We start from the raw sequence: 20,995 nt of genomic DNA on the forward strand, positions 1-20,995 counted from the left end.
GAAGTACATCAAAGTTAAAGGTACTCGCAATGTCTAATTGTCGCTTTGGGTACCTACACCCGACGAGCCTTTCATCATGCTAGGTAATTCCCAACGGGGTACTTCGCGCAGCGCTCAGATTAATCCCCTCTAAATATACGCCCGGGACTTCCCGGCTGGTAGTTAAACCACTGCAAATCCTCAATCGCTTGGTCTGTAAACTCAATCTCAAACACTATAGCCCCAACCTAAAAGTATTTCAAATACTCATCCATCTTACCATTCATCGCACACTGCCACAATACCCAGAACCCCGACTTCTTCAATAAGTCGGGGTTCTAAAATTACGAACGGAAATTCGCCACCGACTTTTGCAATTGACCCAGAGAACCAGACAACTCGTCCAAAGATGCTTTTACATCCGCACCTTTTTGTGCGGTAGTATTCGCAATCTCGTTGACTTGCTGCATACTGTTAGCAATTCCCTCAGCCGAAACAGTTTGCTTGGCAGATGCGCTAGTAATATTCTGCACCAAAGCATTCATTTCTCGACTAACTTCGATGATGGCATTGAGGTGAGTTTTAGCTTCGCTTGCCAGCTTAGTGCCTTCCACTACCTCCAGCGTCCCGGATTCCATTGCCTTCATCACGCGGCTGATTTCTTCTTGAATTGTACCGACAATTTCCGAGATTTCCTCAGTAGCGCCGGCGGATCTTTCTGCTAATTTCCGCACTTCTTCGGCAACAACTGCAAAGCCTAAACCTTGTTCGCCGGCTCGCGCCGCCTCAATAGTAGCATTCAGAGCTAATAAATTAGTTTGCGAAGCAAGTTGAGAAATCGAAGTCACAATTTTGCCAATTTGCTGCGAAGATTCGCCCAAACGCTTCATCATTTTCGAGGTAGAGGCGATCGTCAACCGGAGCCCGTTAATACCTTCGACAGCTCGATCGACTGCCATACCGCCGACTTCAGCCGTTTGAGAAGACTGCTGAGCCACTGTTTCTGCCCGCACCGAAACATCTCGCACGTCGCGGATCGAATTCACAATCCGCTCGATTTCGCGCATGATGGCAGATATTTTTGCTGCTTGAATTTCTGCCTGTTGGGTGAGTTGACTGGTATTTTTAATTGACTCGCCGGTGGCAGATGTTACCTGTTCGGCTAAAGTTTGAATTCCCGTTACCACTTTCCGCAGAGAACCGATTAAGAAGTTGAAAGAGTCGGCGACAGCACCTAAAACGTCGTTAGTCACTTCCGCCCTGACTGTCAAGTCGCCTTGAGCCGCGCCTTTAATTTCTCCCAACAATTTAAGGACTTGCTGGGTCAGAGAATCAGCTTCAGCTTTACGTTCTGCTGCCAATTTTTCTAGTCGTTCTTCTGCCTCTTTGCGCTCGGTGATGTCAAAGCGAATGGCGATATATTTGACTATTTTGCCGCTGGTATCAAAAATGGGGGAGATCGTCGAATCTACCCAGTAAAACGAGCCATCTTTGCGTCGGTTTTTGATTTCCCCTTTCCACACCAAACCGCGAGAAAGTGTCACCCACATTTCTTCAAAAAATGATTTGGGATGGTAGCCGGAATTGACGAGGCGGTGGTTGCGGTGCAGGAGTTCTCCCATGCTGTAACCGGAGATTTCAATGAATCCGTCGTTGACGTAGGTAATGATGCCTTGGAGATCGGTCTCGCTGACGATCGCCGATTCGTCGAGAGCATTTTGCCGGGTTTTAAGTTCTTGCAGCAAGCGTTCCTGTGCCTCGGCCAACTGCTGCATTTGCTGCTGGGATGCTCTTTGTTCGGTGACGTTGCGGCAAACGACTACGCCGCCTTTAAGCGCCCCCGTTTCGTCTTTGAGCGGCCGGCCGTTAATTTTCACCCACAGGCCTTCTGGCTTCCCTCGGTGGCGGGTGAAAAGCTCTACTTCGTCACAGGCTTCTCCTCGAACTGCGCGCGCTAAAGGTATTTCGGCTGGGGGATAGGGAGTTACCGTATCGGGCAAGAATAAACCGTATCTTGTTGACCATTCGTCGGGAAGAGTATCTGTCGAACCCGTGCCAAAGATATCTTGGGCGGCGGGGTTGAACAACACAAAATTGTTATTTTCGTCCGCAGCAATTATGCCATCGCCAATGCTATTTATTAGCAGTTGCAAGAGATTGGTTTGCTGCCGAAATTGGTCTTCGGAACGGGCTAATTGGGCTGTTGTTTTTTCCAGTTGCACCATCGCCTGTTTGCTCTCGGTAACGTCGCGAGCCACTGCATATATGAACTTTTGTTCGGCTTCAGGTCGCGCTTTCCACGACAGCCACTTGTAGGAACCGTCTTTGCAGCGGTAGCGATTTTCAAAAGCGATTGTTTCGAGGCCGCTGGATAATTTGCCGGTTTCGCCTACTGTTTGTTCGCGATCGTCTGGATGGACGAAATTGAGAAAAGGTTGGCCTTCCAGTTCTTCTAGGGTGTAGCCGAGGCTTTTTACCCAAGCGGGATTGACGCGCTTGAATTTGCCTTGAAAATCTGCAATACAAAGCAAGTCGAGAGACAGGGTGAAAAATCGATCGCGCTCTAGTTCTGCTTTTTTGCGATCGGTAATTTCGATCGCCACAGCCCCGATACCGATGGGTTTGCCGTCAGATCCGGGCAAAGGAAAATATGACGCCAGCCAATCTCGCATGACGCCCGGTTCGTTGAAGATTGAACCCGACACCTCAACGTTTAAAAACGGTTGGTTGGTGGCGAGAATCTTCTGCAGCATCGGCTGTAGGGTATCGAGCATTTCGGGTATAACTTCCCTCACAGTCTTGCCGAGGTGTTCGGCAACTGAGACGCCGGTGGTTTCCGCTAATTTCTCGTTAACTTGCACGAAGCGCAACTGCTCGTCAAAAATAAACATTGAGGCCGGGGCGGCTGCGAAAAATGCGTCAAAGCGACTTTGACGCAAAACTAATTCTCGTTCTAGGGCTTTGCGATCGCTGATGTCGCGGCCTTCGGGAATTAGCAGCACGACTTTGCCGCTGTCGTCTACGATCGGCTTGAGGGAGAAGTCCACAGTTATCACAGCACCCCCAGCAACGAGCACGTCGGCTTCGTAGCGGACTACCTCGCCGGCGGCAGCTTTTGTGAGCGCTGCTTGCACTTTTTGCTTGGCTTCTGGAGAAATTTGCCACCACAAATTATCTACAAACTGCGTGCCTACGAAGTCTTCGCGCTCCATTCCGGCGACGGCGAGGGCTGTTTGGTTGACTTCCAAAACGGTTCCGTCTGGTTTGAGCAGCCCCACTAATTGGAACGATTGGTCAAAAATGGCTCGGAACAGTCTTTCGCGATCGCGCACCATCTCTTCTGCGCGTTTGCGATCGCTGATGTCGCGAGTAACTGTTGCGAACCCCATAGGCTCATCGGTTTCTGGGTGTTTGACTGTAAATAGGGTGAAGTCAACCGGAAAGTCTTCGCCGGTTTGAAAGTTCCTCAAGCGGAATTCACCCTGCCAAAAACCGTCTCGCACAGTAGCCGGCACGATTTCTTCTTTGAAAATCTTACCATTTTCTACTGAGAAGAAGTCATACATACTTTTGCTTTTGACTTCTTCAATATTTGGCAATCCTGCTAGTTTCATTCCCGCGACATTCAGGTATGTTGCCTCTCCCTCCAAGGTGGCAGTGCCGATAAAATCCGAGCTGCTTTCTACGAGCGAAATCAATCTTTGCTTTTCGATTTCGGCTTGCTTGCGATCCGTGATGTCGTTGTTAGTTTCTAAAATTGCTTTCGGTTTTCCCTGTTCATCTCGCTGCAAATTCCAGCGACTGAATACGGTGATCTTGGTCTCAAAATTGGTGGTATGAATTAATTCTCCTTCCCAATAATCCTGCTCTTCTAACTGTGCCGAAATAGCTGCTAAAGGCTGGGGAAAAATGGTGTGTAATAGAGTATGGCTGACTTTCCCCAAGGCTGCCTTTTTTGTCCAGCCGTACATCCGTTCGGCTCCCTGACTCCAATAATTAATCGTGCCGTCCATATCCCGAACGATCAAGGCGTCGCTGGCGAGGTCGAGCATTTGCAAGTTCTGCTGCAAGGCTTGTTCTACGCGCTTGCGTTCTGTAATGTTGCGGGCGATCGTTGAGATAAATTCAACTTCTGAATTCTCGGATTTGTGGGCAACAATTACTTGAGAAACTGGTATTTCTTCGCCGTCTAAACTCTGCCAAACAGTCTCGCCACTCCACGCCCCGTCCCGGCAAGCTGCGGGGATGCCGACGTTCACAAGAGTGTCGATACTTTTGGGGGATGTCAGGTCAGAAATGCGGATTCCGGTTAAATCTGCGTCAGAGCCAACTCCCAACATTTCTCTGGCTGCGCGGTTGAGATAAATGGCGCGCTGTTGGGAGTCGGCTATGCCTACCCAGTCTGTTGTGGTTTCTAAAATTGCTTTGAACCGCAATAGTTCTTGTTCCGATTTGCGACGCTGTGTGATGTCGCGCGCGAAGCAGAGGATTCCTAAAATGTTGCCTTCTGCATCTTTGAGGGGCAATTTCTGGGTGTCGAAGGTGTGTACTTTGCCGTCTGCTAAGGTGGCTAAGTCGTTGGAGGCAGGCGCGAGGTGGTTGTCGGCCCGGAAGTTTTGGATTTGGTTCTGGGAATCGGTTTCGGCGTGGAAGTTGGCGAAGATTCGATCGACCGATATGCCGATTTCTGCGTCGTCTTTGCCGATAATTTCTGCTTGAGTTTTGCCGAAGGCGGCGGCGAAACCTGCATTGACTAGGGTGTAGCGCAAGTTTCGATCTTTGACAAAAATGCAGTCTGGCGTAGCGTCAATGACTGTTCGCAGCAAGTTTTGGGAACTTTCTATTTCGGCCAGTGTCTGTCGCAGTTGTTCTTCCATTTCCACGCGATTGGTGATATCTCTAATCGCGCAAACGAGAAATTTCCTGCCCTCGGCATCTACAAAGGTACATTTTTTGGCGGAGAGAAAGCGGGTGTTTCCTGCTCGGTCTGTGATGGTTTTTTGGACTTCGGTGCTGGTATTTGTCACGAAAACTAATTCGTCTTTTTCTCGATATGTCTGTGCTTCCTGTTTGGACAAGAACAGGTCGTAGGATTTGCCAATTAGTTCTTCTCTGCTGTGATTTATGTATTCACAAAAGGCATTGTTTAATATTATCCAGCGGTGCTGTTGGTCTTTGACGTAAATCGGGTCTGGGATGCTATTGAGGATGTTGTTTAAGAATTGTTCTGAGGCTTTTAATTGTTCTTGTACTGCGGTACGCTCGCGAATTTCCTGTTCCAATTGTGCGTTAGTTTGCAGGATCTGCTCGGTTCTTTCATTCACGCGCTGCTCTAGTTCTGCCGTTAGCTGCTGCAATGCGGATTCTGTCTGTTTGCGCTGGGTAATGTCGCGGCCTTCGGCGAGGATTTGAAATACTTCTCCTGTTTCATTTAACAGCGGCTTAAACGACACGTCCATTACTGTCACATGGTTGTTGAAGCCGGTGATTTCGTATTCTTCCCGGACAAACTTGCCGGCCGAGACTTGTTGAATGTTCGTTTTTAGGCGCTGCTGGTTGGTTGGAGATGATGCCCACCCTGGTGTCAGCCAAAATTTCAGCCCCAGGACTTCTGATGCTTGGAAATCGCCCAATTCTAGCGCTGTCTGATTTGCTTCGATCAGAGTACCGTCGGGCTCCAATAATGCGATCGCTTGAAAAGCTTGGTCGAAGATTGCGTGAAATCGCTGGGTAGTTTCGCTCAGTGCTTGTTCTGTTTCTTTTTTAGAGTTAAGGATTTGGGTGGAACCTACTAAGAAGGTGTAGCGGTTGGACAAACTCAAAAAAGCGATCGCCGCAATTACAGTTATCCAATCCGACACTGTTTGCGCCACCGGAGAGTGTGGCAGTCCTAGGTATTCGGCTGCGTGGCCGCTATGGCCCAAAGCGCAGGTCCAAAATATGCAGGCTGTGACTGTGGCGAAGATGTCGAACCCGAATTGACGGTTTCGCCACAAAGCTAAGCTGATTAGCCAGGCGATGGAAAAGTAACACCCAGAAATGATGACATTAGCAGCCCCAGCTACCACCGATGAGGACAAGTCAGGCAATGTCAGGGTGAAAGTCGTTGCGATCCAGGTATAGAGAATTTCGATCATAAAATTAAGGATGGGCAAATAGGATGCGGGCGATCGTTAGTTAAAATTATTGATTGAAAGCGGTTGCAGACTTATCTGTATTGTTGATTTTTACCAGCGTTCGGAATGGGCGATCGCTTCTACATCGACAATCATTAGCAAGCGTCCTTCGGAATTGTACAGACCTTTTAAGAATGGAGCTAGGTCGGGACTGACATCTAGTGCTGAGACAATGCGATCGGGATTGAGAGGTAAAACTCCTTCGACGCGGGAGACGGCTAATCCCAGGCGCATTTTCGATAACAATCTCACGTCTCGTGGATCGGGCGCTTCTACCACTAAGATGCGGCTGTTGGGGTGGTAGGCGTCAACCGACTCAATACCGACAAACAGTCCGAAGTCTGCTGCTGCTAAGATTTCGCCCCGCAAGTTGGTTAATCCCAGCAAAAATGGCTGGGTGTTGGGAACCAGGGAAATCGGTTGTTCCTTGAGGGAAAGGACTTCCCGCACTGCCTCTAATTCTATGCCGAACAGACTGCCTCCTTGACCGAACAGGAGAAATTGCTTTGTTGCACTTGTCTGATGCCCCCCAGCGGGGGGAGCCGTTATTTTCATGGCTTATTTTTAGTTTCTAGTGTACCTTACAAATTAGAGTTTTGCTTTGACCCTAAAGCCGATCGCCGATCGAGTTTTTCAGCATCACTTTGGGTGCCTCAAATGTTTCCGTTAAATAAATCGCGGCTGGGCAAATAAGCAGGTTTTTATCATTAAACATAAACTTTTATGGAATTCAAAAACCCAGTTTATTAAAAAAAACGGGGTTTGTCGGTATAATGTTTGTTGGGAAGTGGTCGATCGCTTTATATTGGGTTTACGCTGAAAGCAAGCGCTGCACTATGTGGACGAGTTGCTGAGGTTCAAAAGGTTTGCTGACGTAAGCGTCGGCTCCTAAATCAGTTCCCCAAGCTTTATCGATCTCGGTGTTTTTATGAGTACAAAATACTACGGGCAATTTTGCAGTTGCGCGATCGCCCCGCAATTCTCTGATCACTTCAAACCCATTCATTCGCGGCATCACTACATCTAAAACGACCAAAGCCGGAGGGGTTTTGCGGATCAGGGCGATCGCCTCTTCGCCGTCGCCTGCGCGGATCACATCCAGTCCGGCATCTTGAAGAATGCGGCAGATGATTTCTAGTTCGCTCTTTACGTCGTCCACTACTAAAATTTTGGACATGATTCCACACTTCCTTGCTGTTATTGACAGCGGACTATGTTAATTCAGAAGCTGACGCGATCGGCGGCGATGAGACTAGACCGCTTTCCCGACAAATTAATGTACTTCCAAATACAATATAGCCGATCGTATGGCTCAATGTTAGCTGTCAGCGATAAAAAGCGATAAAAATTTACTTTGGTCACGGAATCGCTCTGAATAAATTAATCGGCAATTAGTAATTGATTATTGGTAATTCGCTGTTTTGAAACCAACTGCTCTTAGTATAGCAATCCTTGCAGGAGTCGTAAATTTTAACCCCACCCCAACCCTCCCCTTAGCAAGGGAAGGGAGTAAGAAATTTACCAATAATTTAGGAGGGGGGATATAAAGACATATGCGAAAAAAAGCTGGTTTTTATACTTTTGTTTAGCTTTAATTTCAATAATTAACTTTGATGTATTGCCTAAATTGTGCTATATAAATTATTTAGCTAACGCCATAAAGCGCAATTAAAAACCAGCTCCAGCGGTGCTATTCTGGAAAAAAAAGGTTGTTTTTAGGCCAGATACAGCACGCTATCGCTTAGGAATGAGAATTAAATAACTTGCATTTTTTGTAGGTTGGGTTGAGGAACGAAACCCAACAATCAAGCGTGGCGTTGGGCGGAGTGAAACGGAGGGTTGGTTCCACGGGCTCAACCTACGGAAGTTATTTAATCCACGATCCTTAGTAATCGCTATTACTGTATTAATTAAACCAGTTAAACTTGACTGATTTTCCAATGACATTTAATGAATCTTCTTGTGTGGATTTTATAATTAATTGCAAATTAATATCAATTCAGCTAGCATCGAAATAGTAAAATACCGTCAACAGTCAACAATCTAATTCATCAGCGTTAATTTGTGTTAATTTGCCTGTATCTGCGGTCAAAAAAAAGATAATTTTTTCACCGCAGATGACAAGAGATTGATGCAGATTAACGCCGATGAAAAGAATAGAGATAGGAATAATTCCGATGCTAACAGATTTGATATCAATGGGCCGCGCGACAGTCCCATTTTAGCCAGTAGAGGAGTGTTGGGTTCACCAAAACTGCTACCAGCAGGCAATCGCCATCCTTGAGCTTGATTGTGAACCCAGCCGCAAAGACTGCTGCAAGATGCGGTCAATCGATTTTAGATTTTAGAATAGAAGAAAGCGCTCCCACTGATAAATCCGGGGGCTGGTGATGAGCAGTCGGAGCTTTTTTCTGGCTTCACGGATGAATCCGGTGGCCCCGGACGAAATTGCTTGATTGTCAAATTAGTCGGTGAGGGAGAGACGGCGATCGGCTATAATAAAGGGCTAGAGAAAAAGAACACGCTCAGACCCGAAAATATGGTTGCCATCCAAAGAAATCTCAACATTGCCGCCCTAGAAGCAGAATACAGTCAAAAAACACCGCGAGAAATTCTCAAATTTGCCCTAGAAAATTTTGACAACATCTCAATTTCTTTCAGCGGTGCAGAAGATGTAGTTCTGATCGATATTGCCTCAAAAATTACCAAAAATTTCCGCGTTTTTACCCTAGACACCGGACGACTGCACTCAGAAACCTATCAGTTTTTGGATCAAGTCAGAAAACATTACGGCATTAAATTAGAAGTAATGTTTCCCGATGCAGCAGAAGTACAAGCCCTAGTAGAAGAAAAGGGATTGTTTAGTTTTTATCAAGACGGTCACAAAGAATGCTGTGGCGTGCGGAAAGTCAAGCCGCTGCGCCGCAAACTGAATACTCTCGATGCTTGGATCACTGGTCAGCGGAAAGACCAAAGTCCCAGTACCCGCAACGGTATTCCGGTCATTGAAGTTGACACTGCATTCTCAACTCCTGACCATGAATTAATTAAATTCAACCCGTTAGCAAACTGGTCTTCGGCAGAGGTTTGGGAATACATTCGCGCTTTGGATGTGCCTTACAACAAGTTGCACGAACGCGGTTTTGTAAGTATTGGTTGTGAACCTTGTACAAAGCCGGTATTGCCGAACCAACACGAACGCGAAGGTCGCTGGTGGTGGGAAGAAGCGACCGTAAAAGAATGCGGTTTGCACGCTGGTAACGCACAAACATAGTAAATCACTCAAGGAGTAAGGTGCGCTAGGCTCACCAAACAAATAGTAGGGTGCGCTAGGCGCACCTTACCCAAGAATAAATGCACTTCACATAAATCGTCGCCGAAGAATTCGCAATTAAAATAAACACAAATTAAGCTGAGCTTGCCCTAGAACTTTGATAGAATGATCGACATTCAGAAAAGTTTTTAAAGTAGGTACTATATGCTCGCGTCAACTAGCGAATTGCTGAACACGGCCTTGAGAAATGGTTATGCGATCGGCGCTTTTAACGTCTACAACCTCGAAGGAGTAAAAGCCGTGATCAATGCGGCCGAAGCGCTGCACAGTCCTGCTATACTGCAAATTCACCCCAGCGCCCTCCAATACGGACAATCGCCTTTAGTCGCGCTGTGCATCAAAGCGGCCGGCAAATCTTTAATGCCGATCGCAGTACACTTAGATCACGGCCCCTCAGAAAAAGACATTCACCTCGCCCTAGCCGCCGGTATCAAATCAATTATGGCAGACGGTTCTTTTTTGCCATACGAACAAAACTTAATATTTAGCCGGGAAATGACTAAATTAGCCCACGCTAACGGTGCGGCAGTTGAAGCAGAAATCGGCAGAATGAGTGGCAGGGAAGAAGGTTTGACAAGCGAGGAGAAAGCCGCAAGGATGACCGATCCCGTAGCAGCAGTAGAGTTTATCAAAGAAACTAAGGTGGATTTTTTAGCCGTAACAATTGGTAACGTTCACGGCAAATATTTGAGCGAACCGAAACTCGATTTTCCGCGTCTGGCAAAAATCCGGGCTGCTGTTTCAGTGCCGTTAGTGATGCACGGTGCTAGCGGTTTGCCGGAGTCAATGATTCATCAATGTATTAAACTCGGAGTATCTAAATTTAATGTGAATACGGAAGTTCGCGAAGCTTATATGGACGTGTTAAAAAGTAGCATTTCTGAGCCACATCCAGATTTGTTGGAAATAATGGAAAAAGCTATCGATGCCATGCGATGGGTCATTTCTGACAAACTGCAACTTTTCGGTTCTGTCGGTCAAGCTTATTTGCATCATTCTCCCTACAGGGATGACTTGACCGCAAAGAGTAGCAGCAACCAACAAACAAGCCGCAAGCAATCAAGTTGCGATCAAATCTTAAAGCCTGTGCGTAGTGAGGCCTTGAGTCTTATGTTGAAGTAAAAACAAACTACAGTCCTGACTGCGAACCAGTTTTTATATCATGTCCGATCCAGTGACCGCGATTAAAATGGCGGGTTTTTGAGATTGTCAATTATTGGTAGATATTTTTCGTGAACCCGCCCCTACCGTATTAGGGGTAATCAACCGGACATACTATTAGTCAGGACTTCAGTCCTCTCTAACCATTTAAAAATCGATCGGGATCGATGCCAGATTCCCGCAGCCGCAGAATTAAAGACTGCAATTGAGCTTCGGCTTGTTGAGCCCTAGATTCCGCTGACTCGGCCCGCTGCCGTTGCTGTTCCGCTTCAGTGAGAATCCAATTGCCATCAACATCATACCAGCGCAACCACAGTCGATCGATTCCCTGAAACTCTCCTTGCCACAAACCCAACCCCAAACTTAGGTCAGGAATCCACACTCGCGACTCCGGCAATTCTAATTCTTGATAGTGTCCGCCCTTCAATTCAAACACTCGCAATTTGTTAGTATAGCGACTGAAAACGGCATAAATAGGAACCCGCAAAATTTGCTCGTAAACCTCCCATTTTCTAGGCGGTTCCTCCTTCGTCTCCGGCTGCAAAAATTGCCCGTTACCGGCAGCGTTTCCCGACTGAGGTGGCAACTTTTCTTCATCGGTCTTGTCGCCTAAATCTTCTTTTTCTGTTCCCGGCGAAAGCAGTTCTACAATTACAAAAGGATTCACGCCTTCCTGCCAAGTAACATAACTCATCCGCAGTTCGGATCGATCGTAAAGTCGGGGAACTCCCACAACTGCAAACCAATCCGGCCGCTTGTGCCACAGAGTGTGCTGCACGTCATAATAAAGGTTCATGTCGGTGCCGCTAAATATCTCAGAAGCCGGGTAATTCCGAGGTCGAAACGTCAGGCTCAACAACTGCGGCTGTAAATCGTGAAATTCGTCAGGCAAACCAGGTTCCTCCGGGTCTTCGCTGGGTAAATCGTACATCGTCGGCAGCGTTTCTCGGGGCGATCGCGGCGGATCGGTTTGCGGCACAGGATATTTAAAAGGAAACATATAATATTGAGAAATGACTGCATTTATGCTAACATCACGGGAACATCCCAATGATGCTTTCACAGGAGTGCAAGCCGGAGAGCTAGAAGCGAGATATATCGGCTTTGCTGTGCGGGACGATCGCACTCCTAGAAAGCGATTTTAACAAAAATGGGATGATTCCATTTTCTTCCTCTCTTCTGTGAAGTTAATCTAAAATCTAAAATCTAAAATCTAAAATTGACTGTTCCGAAATTCTGCACTATGATCGACATTCCTCAACTGATTGCTCAAGAACTTTCCATTAATCTGTCTCAAGTCAATAATGCTCTGGAACTTTTCGCCGAGGGAGCAACTATTCCGTTTATTGCCCGCTACCGCAAAGAACGCACGGATTTGCTGAATGAAATTCAGTTGCGGGATATCTCCGATCGCTTCACCTATCTGACGGAAATAGAAGACCGCAAAAAGTCGATTTTAGAGACGATTAGCTCTCAGGGTAAACTCACTGAAGAATTGCAAGCTAAAATCGAATCGTGTTTGCAAAAAAACGAACTCGAAGACCTTTATCTGCCTTACAAACCCAAGCGGCGAACGCGAGCGACAATTGCTAGGGAAAAAGGTTTGGAACCGCTGGCCAATTTTATCAAAACTCTGAACTTACCGACGGCTAAACCAGCCGATTTTGAGGCGGAAGCAGCTAAATATATTTCGGAAGAAAAGGGAGTTAAAACAGCAGAAGAAGCTCTCAAAGGTGCTGCGGATATTTTGGCGGAAGCGGTTTCGGAAAAAGCAGAATTGCGGGCTTATTTGCGAGAGTTTTTGATGAAGACAGGAGTTTTTGTCTCGAAAATTAAAGAGGATTTCCCGGAAGGAAGCACTAAATTTGAAATGTACCGCAATTATCAAGTTGCAGCGAGAAGCGTTCAGTCGCACAATATGTTAGCGCTGTTTCGCGGAGAAACGGAAGGGGTTTTAGATTTGGAACTGGCGTTTGATGAATCCGCAGTGATGGCTTATTTGGAAGGTCAGGAAATTAGAACTAGGATACCGGAAGTTAAAGAGTTTTATCGATCGACTTTGAAGGATGCCTTCAACCGACTGATGAAGACTTCGTTAATTACAGAAGTGCGATCGCACAACAAAGCCGTCGCTGATATCGAGTCCATCGCCACTTTTGAAACCAACCTCCGCGAGTTGCTGCTGTCGGCGCCGGCGGGAATGAAACCCACATTGGCGATCGATCCGGGATTTCGCACAGGGTGCAAAGTTTCCGCCCTCGATGAAACCGGGCAATTTTTAGAATATCAAGCAATTTTCCCCCACCAAGCGGCCGCTCAGCGACAACAAGCTGGTAAAATTGTCAAGCATTTAATTGAAAAATATAAAATTGAATTAATCGCGATCGGCAACGGTACAGCTTCCCGCGAAACAGACGAATTTGTTTCGGAAGTTTTGGCCCAAATGGACAGGAAACCGATTAAAGTCATGGTGAATGAATCCGGTGCATCGATTTATTCCGCAAGCGAGGTGGCGATCGCCGAATTTCCAGATCTGGACATCACCGTCCGCGGCGCAGTCAGCATCGGACGGCGCTTGCAAGACCCCCTCGCCGAACTCGTGAAAATCGACCCGAAATCAATAGGAGTCGGTCAATACCAGCACGATGTTGACCAAAAACTGCTCAAAAAGAAACTCGACGAAACAGTCGAAAGCTGCGTTAACTATGTCGGAGTTGACTTAAACACAGCCTCCAAAGAATTGCTGACATTTGTGTCAGGAATGACGGCAACAGTTGCCAAAAATATCGTCAATTACCGCAACGAAAACGGCGCCTTTAAAAATCGCCGCCAACTCCTGAAAGTTCCCAAACTCGGCCCAAAAGCTTTTGAACAAGCAGCCGGGTTTCTCCGCATTCGCGGCGGCGAAAACCCCCTGGACAATACAGCAGTTCATCCAGAAAGTTATCCTGTAGTGCAGGCGATCGCCAAAGATTTAGACTTGCCGCTGACTGGAATAACACAAATATCGGAAAAAATCAAGACTGTAAATATCAAGAAATATGTCACTGAAAAAGTCGGTGAACCAACACTCCGAGACATTATTTCCGAACTAGAAAAACCGGGAAGAGACCCGCGCGCCGAGTTTAAATATGCCACTTTCCAAGCAGGAATTAAAGAAATCTCCGATTTGCAAGTTGGGATGGAATTAGAAGGCATAATCACGAATGTAGCTAACTTTGGAGCCTTTGTTGATGTGGGAGTGCACCAAGATGGTTTGGTTCACGTTTCTCAATTAGCCGATCGATTCGTGGAAGATCCGAAACAGATTGTTAAAGTCGGACAAGTTGTGAAAGTGCGGGTTTTGGAGGTGAATGAGAAGTTAAAGCGGGTTAGTTTGACAATGAAGCTGCAAGAAAAACCGCAACCGCAAAATGGCAATAGTGCGAGGCTTCCGGCCCCGCGCCGACGTTAAAACTTTGGGGAAAGGTGAAAAAGGGCGATGGCGTCCAGCCCTCGCCCGTGCTACGGCTATAATTGTGTAATCCTCACCCACCTCAAAATTATATGGTTGCAAGTAAAAGCGAATCCTACGTCTCCCCCGAAGATTATTTAGCAGCCGAGAAAGTCAGTCCGACCAAACACGAGTACAGGCAAGGTGAAATCTATGCAATGGCAGGGGCAAGCAAAGCTCACGCCATCATTAGTCTCAATGCAGCAATTTTGCTGAGAAATCATCTTCGGGGAAGTGGCTGTATACCTTACGTGGCAGATATAAAAGTTCGGATTGAGGCAGCAAATTGTTATTACTATCCCGATGTAGCGGTGACTTGCGATGAACGGGACAGAAATACTGCTGAAGATTTCATTATCTACCCGCGCTTAATTGTGGAAGTTTTATCGCCGACTACAGCGGCTTTTGACAGAGGCGATAAATTTGGTGATTACCGCACTTCTGAAAGTTTGCAAGAGTATGTATTAATTAATCAAGAAAGAGTTAGTGTAGAGTGTTTTCGCCGGAATGCAGAGGGTTTGTGGGTGCTTTATCCTTACAGTCAAGGACAAGAAGTTCAGTTTGCTAGCGTTAATTTTAGCTGTGCGATCGAGACATTGTATGAAGATGCGATCGGGATTGGTTGATTTTAATTACTCCAGAATCACTGATATTGATATGATTGAACCGCGAAGACGCTAAGGACACGTTCGGCGAAGCCGTTCCCGAAGGGTAGGAAGAGAAAAGAAGAACAAGCTGGTAATTGCTATTTTTTCTTGCTAGCTTTCCAAGTGCCACCGTAGAAGTAAAAAGGATTGTTTTTACTTACCGATTCCCAACATTTAAGACATAAAAAAAACCACTGCCCCGACTCGTCATACCGGGCGCGGTAGAGAGTCGGGGCAGATTGGGAACAACGATCGCAATATTTGATTCTGATTGCCCTGGCCATTGTTACTCAGTTTTAAACAATAACGGATTCTTGAGGGCGGGCGAATATCATGCGGCCGGCGCTTGTTTGCAGGGCGCTGGTGACTACGACTCTGGCTTCGCCGCCGACGTAACTGCTGCCTGCTTCTACGACAACCATTGTGCCGTCATCCAAGTAACCGATTCCCTGAGAGGGTTCTTTGCCTTCTTTGCGGATTTTTAGTTCGATCGTATCTCCCGGCAAATAAGTCGGGCGCACCGCATGAGTCAAATCATTGATATTCAAAACCGGCAGTTTTTGGACGGTAGCTACTTTCGATAAGTTGTAATCGTTGGTGAGCAAAATGCCGTCGATATCCAAAGCAAATCGGACTAATTTTGCATCGACTGTGGCAATATCTTCGTAGTCAGCCGAGTGAATTTGAATCCGTTCTGGATATGTTTCTTTGATGCGGTTGAGTACATCTAAGCCGCGGCGTCCGCGCACTCGCTTTTGATCGTTGGCGGAATCAGCTACCAGTTGCAGTTCTTGGAGCACGAATTGCGGCACGATAATTTGACCTTCGAGGAAACCTGTTTCTAGCAAGTTTTCAATTCGGCCGTCAATAATGCAGCTAGTATCGACAACTTTGGCAGTTGCTGGTTTGAAAGTACCTTCGGCTACCAACACCGTGTCAAAGCTTTTGGGGTTGATCAGCCGCAAGAAAGCGCGGCCGTGGGTGTCGGTCAAACTGACGCCTGTGAAGCCGAACATGACGCTACCCAAGACTGCGACTAGAGGTTTGATGAAGCCGAACTCGCGCGGAATTGGCAGCAGGAATAGCGGAGCCAGCATTAAGTTTGCTACTAGCAGTCCGATGATTAAGCCGATCGCCCGCGTCAGCAACATCTCCACTGGCATATCGCGGACTTGTTTTTCCAGGCGCCGATAGGTTGTTTGAGCCACTAATCCCATCACGAAGCCGATTAATGCTCCAAACGAACCTAGTACAGAACTTAAACCTTGTATATTTGTAACTTGCTCCAGCAGCTCGGTCGGCAGGAGTTCGACTCCGTAATAGCCAATGCCTCCGCCTGCGATTACGAATGAGATTATTATGATTGCGTCTAGCATTAGTTCTAGGTTAATGAATTTATTCCCATTATATCTTTGCAGTGCTGATACTTGTTTTCATGCTTTGGTCGGATATCGCCATATTTACTCAGGAATTTTCATAAACTTATATTTCGCGGTTGTACCCTTTGGGGGATGTGCCAGGGAGTCGCTCGGAATTTACCACGCCCCACCGCAAGCAGGCACGAGGTGCGAATAGACCGCCCTGCGGGATGTCCGGGAATGGTGGCCGATCGAAACCGGTACGACGTTAAATTAAAAGAGCAGATCGTTCGCAGCGCTTTTTTGGTAAGGAAATGTCATAATATACATAATTATTCATGATTGTTTAATTAAAACTTTAGATTTGAAGTTGCGCTTTCGGCTTGATATGTAATGAACCCTCCCACAGATTATTTAACATTTGAATTAAAAAAAAGTGTGCAAGCGGCAAATTCCGGGATTCCTAGTTCGGCTTACCTGCACATACCTTTTTGTCGCCGCCGCTGTTACTACTGCGATTTTCCGGTTTTTGTGGTGGGCGATCGCAAAAATGGCGAAAATTCCGGCACAATCGTGCAATACGTTGCTGTACTGTGTCAAGAAATTCAAGAAACTAAAAATTTAGGCGCATCTCTGAAAACAGTTTTTTTTGGTGGTGGCACGCCTTCGCTGCTTTCTGTCAGTCAGTTGAGCAATATTTTAGAGACTCTCGACGGCAAATTTGGGATTGCTGCTGAGGCGGAAATTTCTATAGAAATAGATCCGGGTACGTTTACTTTAGAACAGTTGCGGGGATATGCAGCGGCGGGAGTAAATCGAGTTAGTTTGGGAGTGCAAGCTTTTCAGGATGAATTGCTGCAAGCTTGCGGGCGATCGCACTCTGTCGCTGATATTTTTGAAGCAGTGGAAATAGTGCGATCGGCTGGTATTGTCAATTTCAGTTTAGACCTAATTTCGGGACTGCCGCACCAAACTTTAGAACAGTGGGAAGCTTCCCTGAAATCAGCGGTGGAAATTTCCCCGACTCACCTGTCGAGTTACGACTTAATTGTTGAGCAGGGAACTGCTTTCGGGCGCTACTTTGAAGCAGGCGCGCAGCCGCTACCAGCAGATGAAACCGCTGCTGGAATGTACCGTTTAGCGCGGGAAATTCTGATCGGTGCTGGATACGAACATTACGAAATTTCTAATTATGCTCGCGATGGCTATCAGTGCCGCCACAACCGCGTTTATTGGGAAAATCGCCCTTATTACGGTTTGGGAATGGGGGCGGCGAGTTACGTGGAAGGCCGAAGGTTGACTAGACCGCGCAAAACTCAAGAATATTATCAGTGGGTGCGATCGATCTCTGACCTGAATTCCCCAGCTACTCCTCAAATTGGGGGGGAAACCCAGCAGGATATTTACCCAGCAATTGAGCAAAATTTTCCAGTCTCAGAAAATGACGTTTTGTTAGAAACGCTGATGCTAGGTTTGCGTTTAGCAGAAGGAGTTAGCCTGTCGGCGCTGACTGAAAAGTTTAGTCAGCAAACGGTTGATAAAATTTGGCGTTGTTTGCAGCCCTACTGGCGGCAAGGATGGGTGGAAATTATGACGGAGGATAGGGCGATTCCCTACGGGATAGCTCCGCTTCACGCAACTTTAGGCGATGCCGCGAAACTGCCGCTTGCGGGCAATTTGAGGTTGAGCGATCCCGAAGGTTTTTTATTTTCTAATACAATTTTAGCCGATTTGTTCAGCCAGTTAGGCGAAAATAATTAGCTCTGTCTGAGGAAGTATACCCCCCGGCAAGCGCGATCGGCCCTAAAGCCGGGGCCGCCAATGCGATCGGAAGCAAATTAAATTGCTCCCTCGCTTTATACTGTCAAAAATAATATATTTTCTATCGATCCCTCAACAAAACTTAAGGCGAACTAAGCCTTCAGATAGAGGCCACGACTGCACTTCAGCCGTCATACTTAAGACTGAACATTTAAAAAGTAATTTAATGAACACTATAACTATCGATCGCCACCAAACCCAAAACCAGCCCTGCCTTGTAATTAGCGAGCGCGGTTGCAATCCGGCTTCCAAGTGTAATTTTTGCGGTCACTACCAACAGGCAAGAGGTTCAGTCGGTCACTGTCAATTGTTGAATGCACCTGTTAGGGGAGGATGGAAATCTTGCACTTTAGCAATGCCGGCTTTTGCACCTTCTTGGGAATAGGGGGAAGGCGCTGATGTTTCCCCGGAGAAATTTATTAATTAACCCAAAGAATGTAAAAAAAATGTATAAAAAATTCTGTTTTAACTGGGAATATGCTATAATAAGCTTAGGCCTTTCGCCACTCGCTCGCACCATTGCACAAACAAGTTAAAAAGATGAATTTGACACTAAATCAGGTAATTTCCGAAGGTCATACGCGCATTTTGTGTTGGTATCTAAATAATACTAGCAAAGTGCAAATCGCTCGCATTACAAATATTCCTAATTGGTATTTTGAGCGGACGGTGTTTCCGGGGGAACGTTTTTTGTTTGAAGCGCTGCCGGAAGCTCAGTTAGAAGTTTGCAGGAGTGCGGATACGGGTGGTATAGTGTGCGAGCGAATTTTGTGCGATCGGCTGCGAGTTGAAGAATTAAGCACGGCTGATTGAAGATAATTCCCCAGACTTACCAACGAGAGGTAGAAACCCGGTTTTTTTTCAGAAACCGGGTTTCTCTGTATGATTATAAAAACTCCGTTTGCGATCGCACTTGTGACATCAGAAACCCGGTTGATTCGTATATTTATCGTTACTAAGCCCAAAATTCGTAGAAACTCACATCTTGCACCATTCTCAAGAACAGGCAAGATGCCTGTTCCACAAAGAGTAGATTTTCTTGTGGAACAGGCATCTTGCCTGTTCCTAAAAAGCTTATTGACAATGGTGCAACCTCTTAGTATAAACCGGGATTCTCGCCACCCCATGCGTCAGCCCTGAAACTGTCGCAAATGTTAATCTAAGTTAAATTATAAAAAATCCACCACTGTTTAATACTAAAACCCGATGTCCCTCACCGAACAAATCCTCTCCCAACTCCCAGGAGACGCCCTCGGAGGCCTGAGAAAAGTCGATCGACTCTGGGAAAACCTCAAACAAAACACCGCACCAACACCCCAAGCAGTCAAACACAGCCAACAACCCCTGGAAACCCTCGACTTCGACATAGTTATCGGCGGCGGAACCCTAGGAATATTAATCGGTACAGCCTTAGCCGTGCGGGGTTGGCGAGTAGCCTTGATAGAACGCGGCACCCTGCGAGGCCGCGATCAAGAATGGAACATTTCTCGCAAAGAATTAGACGCATTCTTAGAACTAAATTTGCTATCTGTTGAAGAGATAGAAAAGGCGATCGCCACTGAATATAACCCAGCCCGCATCAGCTTTGCCAACACCCCAGACATTTGGGTGCGCGACGTACTAAACATCGGAATAGACCCAGTTTACCTCCTAGAAACCTTGAAACAGCGATTTCTCCAAGCTGGAGGAAAGCTATTTGAAAATACACCATTTAAAACAGCAACCATTCACCCGGATGGAGTGTTGGTAGAATCTGCAAATACCGATACACAACCTGCTACAAACTTATTTAAAACCAGATTATTATTAGACGCAATGGGACATTTTTCGCCCATTGTCCGCCAAGCTAGACAAGGGAAGAAACCCGACGCCGTATGTTTAGTAGTCGGCAGTTGCGCTCAAGGATACCCCAAAAACGACACCGGGGACATATTTGCATCCTTCACCCCAATGCAAAATCAGTGCCAATATTTTTGGGAAGCATTTCCAGCCAGAGACGGCCGCACCACCTACTTATTTACCTACATAGACGCCGACACAGAAAGATTCAGTTTAGAAACATTATTTGAAGACTATTTGCGCTTGCTTCCCCAATATCAAAACGTCGAACTCGAACAGTTAAAATTCCAAAGAGCACTCTACGGATTCTTCCCCTGCTATCGCCAAAGTCCTCTAAAAACGCCTTGGGATCGCATACTCCCAGTCGGAGACAGCAGCGGTAGCCAATCTCCCCTCAGCTTTGGCGGTTTCGGGGCAATGGTGCGCCACCTCAAACGCTTGACTCTAGGAATTGACGAAGCTTTGACAAGCGACAGTCTCAGCAAAAAATCCCTCGCACTTTTGCAACCCTACCAGCCAAATCTATCTGTCACCTGGTTGTTTCAGCGTTCGATGAGTGCTGCGATAAATCAAAAAATAGACCCCAATCAAATCAATCAACTTTTGGCGGCCGTCTTTCAGGTAATGGAAGACTTGGGAGAACCGGTACTCAAACCGTTTCTTCAAGATATCGTGCTGTTTCCGGCTTTGTCCCAAACCCTGTTTAAAACAGCAATTAGCCATCCCGGATTAGTTATGAAAATTATCCCGCAGGTTGGAATAGCTAATTTGCTAGATTGGATGGTTCATTATGTAAATTTAGGAATTTATACGGGATTGCAGCCTTTGGGAAAAGCCGTAGAACCGCAGGTGAAAAATTTAGCACCGGAACAGCAATACTATTTTCACCGATTAGTTGAAGCGTGGCAATATGGCGCTGGAGGCGATTATTAACTGATTAATTGTGGCACGGGCATCTTGCCCGTGGCTAATATCTGAACAGGCAAGATGCCTGTTCCACAACACAATATAATTTATTGATTAATTAATTGTGGCACGGGCATCTTGCCCGTGGCTAATATATGAACAGGCAAGATGCCTGTTCCACAACACAATATAATTTATTGATTCATTAATTAATTGTGGCACGGGCATCTTGCCCGTGGCTAATATCTGAACAGGCAAGATGCCTGTTCCACAACACAATA

At 46.5% G+C, this 20,995-nt stretch carries 15 protein-coding genes; 9 read left to right on the top strand and 6 right to left on the bottom strand.

The genetic code is table 11. The features are described from left to right. Positions 1 to 323: 323 nt before the first annotated feature. The 4 genes from QUB12_RS25930 to QUB12_RS25945 form a co-directional block, all read right to left on the bottom strand. Entirely contained in the window at positions 324 to 6,116 is a 5,793-nt protein-coding gene (locus QUB12_RS25930; protein ID WP_333309073.1) for a PAS domain S-box protein, read from the bottom strand. Between the two features lie 90 nt (positions 6,117 to 6,206). Further along, positions 6,207 to 6,710: a chemotaxis protein CheW gene (locus QUB12_RS25935; protein WP_333309075.1), complete on the bottom strand. Its 504-nt coding sequence runs from the start codon at positions 6,708 to 6,710 to the stop codon at positions 6,207 to 6,209. Between the two features lie 256 nt (positions 6,711 to 6,966). Continuing rightward, positions 6,967 to 7,332: a response regulator gene (locus tag QUB12_RS25940; protein WP_333309077.1), complete on the bottom strand. Its 366-nt coding sequence runs from the start codon at positions 7,330 to 7,332 to the stop codon at positions 6,967 to 6,969. A 44-nt stretch (positions 7,333 to 7,376) separates the two neighbouring features. Continuing rightward, a complete protein-coding gene (locus tag QUB12_RS25945) occupies positions 7,377 to 7,517 on the bottom strand; it encodes a hypothetical protein (RefSeq protein WP_333309079.1) in 141 nt (46 codons plus the stop codon). A 769-nt stretch (positions 7,518 to 8,286) separates the two neighbouring features. Here QUB12_RS25945 and QUB12_RS25950 point away from each other — a divergent pair. From QUB12_RS25950 to QUB12_RS25960, 3 genes are all read left to right on the top strand, one after another. After that, the gene (locus QUB12_RS25950; protein ID WP_333300643.1) at positions 8,287 to 8,439 is read left to right on the top strand and encodes a hypothetical protein; all 153 of its coding nucleotides are present in this window, start codon (positions 8,287 to 8,289) and stop codon (positions 8,437 to 8,439) included. Positions 8,440 to 8,607: 168 nt separating this feature from the next. Then, on the top strand, positions 8,608 to 9,429 hold the full coding sequence (locus tag QUB12_RS25955; RefSeq protein ID WP_333309081.1) for a phosphoadenylyl-sulfate reductase: 822 nt from the start codon (positions 8,608 to 8,610) through the stop codon (positions 9,427 to 9,429). A 204-nt stretch (positions 9,430 to 9,633) separates the two neighbouring features. Further along, the gene (locus QUB12_RS25960; RefSeq protein WP_333143354.1) at positions 9,634 to 10,611 is read left to right on the top strand and encodes a class II fructose-bisphosphate aldolase; all 978 of its coding nucleotides are present in this window, start codon (positions 9,634 to 9,636) and stop codon (positions 10,609 to 10,611) included. Between the two features lie 178 nt (positions 10,612 to 10,789). On the opposite strand, the gene QUB12_RS25965 is transcribed toward QUB12_RS25960, so the two are convergent. Then, positions 10,790 to 11,650, bottom strand: a complete 861-nt coding sequence (locus QUB12_RS25965) for a Uma2 family endonuclease (protein ID WP_333309083.1) — start codon at positions 11,648 to 11,650, stop codon at positions 10,790 to 10,792. 243 nt (positions 11,651 to 11,893) lie between these two features. Between QUB12_RS25965 and QUB12_RS25970 the strand changes: the two genes are divergently transcribed. Then, positions 11,894 to 14,104, top strand: a complete 2,211-nt coding sequence (locus tag QUB12_RS25970) for a Tex family protein (protein ID WP_333309084.1) — start codon at positions 11,894 to 11,896, stop codon at positions 14,102 to 14,104. Between the two features lie 92 nt (positions 14,105 to 14,196). Further along, positions 14,197 to 14,769, top strand: coding sequence for a Uma2 family endonuclease (locus tag QUB12_RS25975; RefSeq protein WP_333309087.1), 573 nt, complete (start codon positions 14,197 to 14,199; stop codon positions 14,767 to 14,769). A gap of 317 nt (positions 14,770 to 15,086) precedes the next feature. Here QUB12_RS25975 and QUB12_RS25980 read toward each other — a convergent pair whose 3' ends face one another. Next, positions 15,087 to 16,166, bottom strand: coding sequence for a PIN/TRAM domain-containing protein (locus QUB12_RS25980; protein ID WP_333143359.1), 1,080 nt, complete (start codon positions 16,164 to 16,166; stop codon positions 15,087 to 15,089). A gap of 375 nt (positions 16,167 to 16,541) precedes the next feature. Between QUB12_RS25980 and hemW the strand changes: the two genes are divergently transcribed. The 4 genes from hemW to QUB12_RS26000 all read left to right on the top strand — a co-directional run bounded on the left by hemW (position 16,542) and on the right by QUB12_RS26000 (position 20,741). Beyond that, complete coding sequence (gene hemW / locus QUB12_RS25985) at positions 16,542 to 17,909, top strand: radical SAM family heme chaperone HemW (RefSeq protein ID WP_333309089.1); 1,368 nt, start codon at positions 16,542 to 16,544, stop codon at positions 17,907 to 17,909. Positions 17,910 to 18,135: 226 nt separating this feature from the next. Continuing rightward, positions 18,136 to 18,354 (top strand): hypothetical protein, encoded by a 219-nt coding sequence (locus QUB12_RS25990; protein WP_333143361.1) that lies wholly within the window; start codon positions 18,136 to 18,138, stop codon positions 18,352 to 18,354. A 155-nt stretch (positions 18,355 to 18,509) separates the two neighbouring features. Next, positions 18,510 to 18,782, top strand: coding sequence for a DUF1830 domain-containing protein (locus tag QUB12_RS25995; RefSeq protein WP_333057596.1), 273 nt, complete (start codon positions 18,510 to 18,512; stop codon positions 18,780 to 18,782). 393 nt (positions 18,783 to 19,175) lie between these two features. Beyond that, positions 19,176 to 20,741, top strand: coding sequence for an FAD-dependent oxidoreductase (locus tag QUB12_RS26000; RefSeq protein WP_333143362.1), 1,566 nt, complete (start codon positions 19,176 to 19,178; stop codon positions 20,739 to 20,741). Positions 20,742 to 20,995 lie beyond the last annotated feature (254 nt).

This window comes from Microcoleus sp. B7-D4, from assembly GCF_036705125.1.
Classification (GTDB): domain Bacteria; phylum Cyanobacteriota; class Cyanobacteriia; order Cyanobacteriales; family Microcoleaceae; genus Microcoleus.

Coding starts and splice junctions, on each gene's coding strand:
- QUB12_RS25980 (WP_333143359.1), bottom strand. CDS start 16,166: ATGCTAGACGCAATCATAATAATCTCATTCGTAATCGCAGGCGGAGGC.
- QUB12_RS25935 (WP_333309075.1), bottom strand. CDS start 6,710: ATGAAAATAACGGCTCCCCCCGCTGGGGGGCATCAGACAAGTGCAACA.
- QUB12_RS25975 (WP_333309087.1), top strand. CDS start 14,197: ATGGTTGCAAGTAAAAGCGAATCCTACGTCTCCCCCGAAGATTATTTA.
- QUB12_RS25930 (WP_333309073.1), bottom strand. CDS start 6,116: ATGATCGAAATTCTCTATACCTGGATCGCAACGACTTTCACCCTGACA.
- QUB12_RS25960 (WP_333143354.1), top strand. CDS start 9,634: ATGCTCGCGTCAACTAGCGAATTGCTGAACACGGCCTTGAGAAATGGT.
- QUB12_RS25995 (WP_333057596.1), top strand. CDS start 18,510: ATGAATTTGACACTAAATCAGGTAATTTCCGAAGGTCATACGCGCATT.
- QUB12_RS25965 (WP_333309083.1), bottom strand. CDS start 11,650: ATGTTTCCTTTTAAATATCCTGTGCCGCAAACCGATCCGCCGCGATCG.
- hemW (WP_333309089.1), top strand. CDS start 16,542: ATGAACCCTCCCACAGATTATTTAACATTTGAATTAAAAAAAAGTGTG.
- QUB12_RS25940 (WP_333309077.1), bottom strand. CDS start 7,332: ATGTCCAAAATTTTAGTAGTGGACGACGTAAAGAGCGAACTAGAAATC.
- QUB12_RS25950 (WP_333300643.1), top strand. CDS start 8,287: ATGCAGATTAACGCCGATGAAAAGAATAGAGATAGGAATAATTCCGAT.
- QUB12_RS25970 (WP_333309084.1), top strand. CDS start 11,894: ATGATCGACATTCCTCAACTGATTGCTCAAGAACTTTCCATTAATCTG.
- QUB12_RS26000 (WP_333143362.1), top strand. CDS start 19,176: ATGTCCCTCACCGAACAAATCCTCTCCCAACTCCCAGGAGACGCCCTC.
- QUB12_RS25990 (WP_333143361.1), top strand. CDS start 18,136: ATGAACACTATAACTATCGATCGCCACCAAACCCAAAACCAGCCCTGC.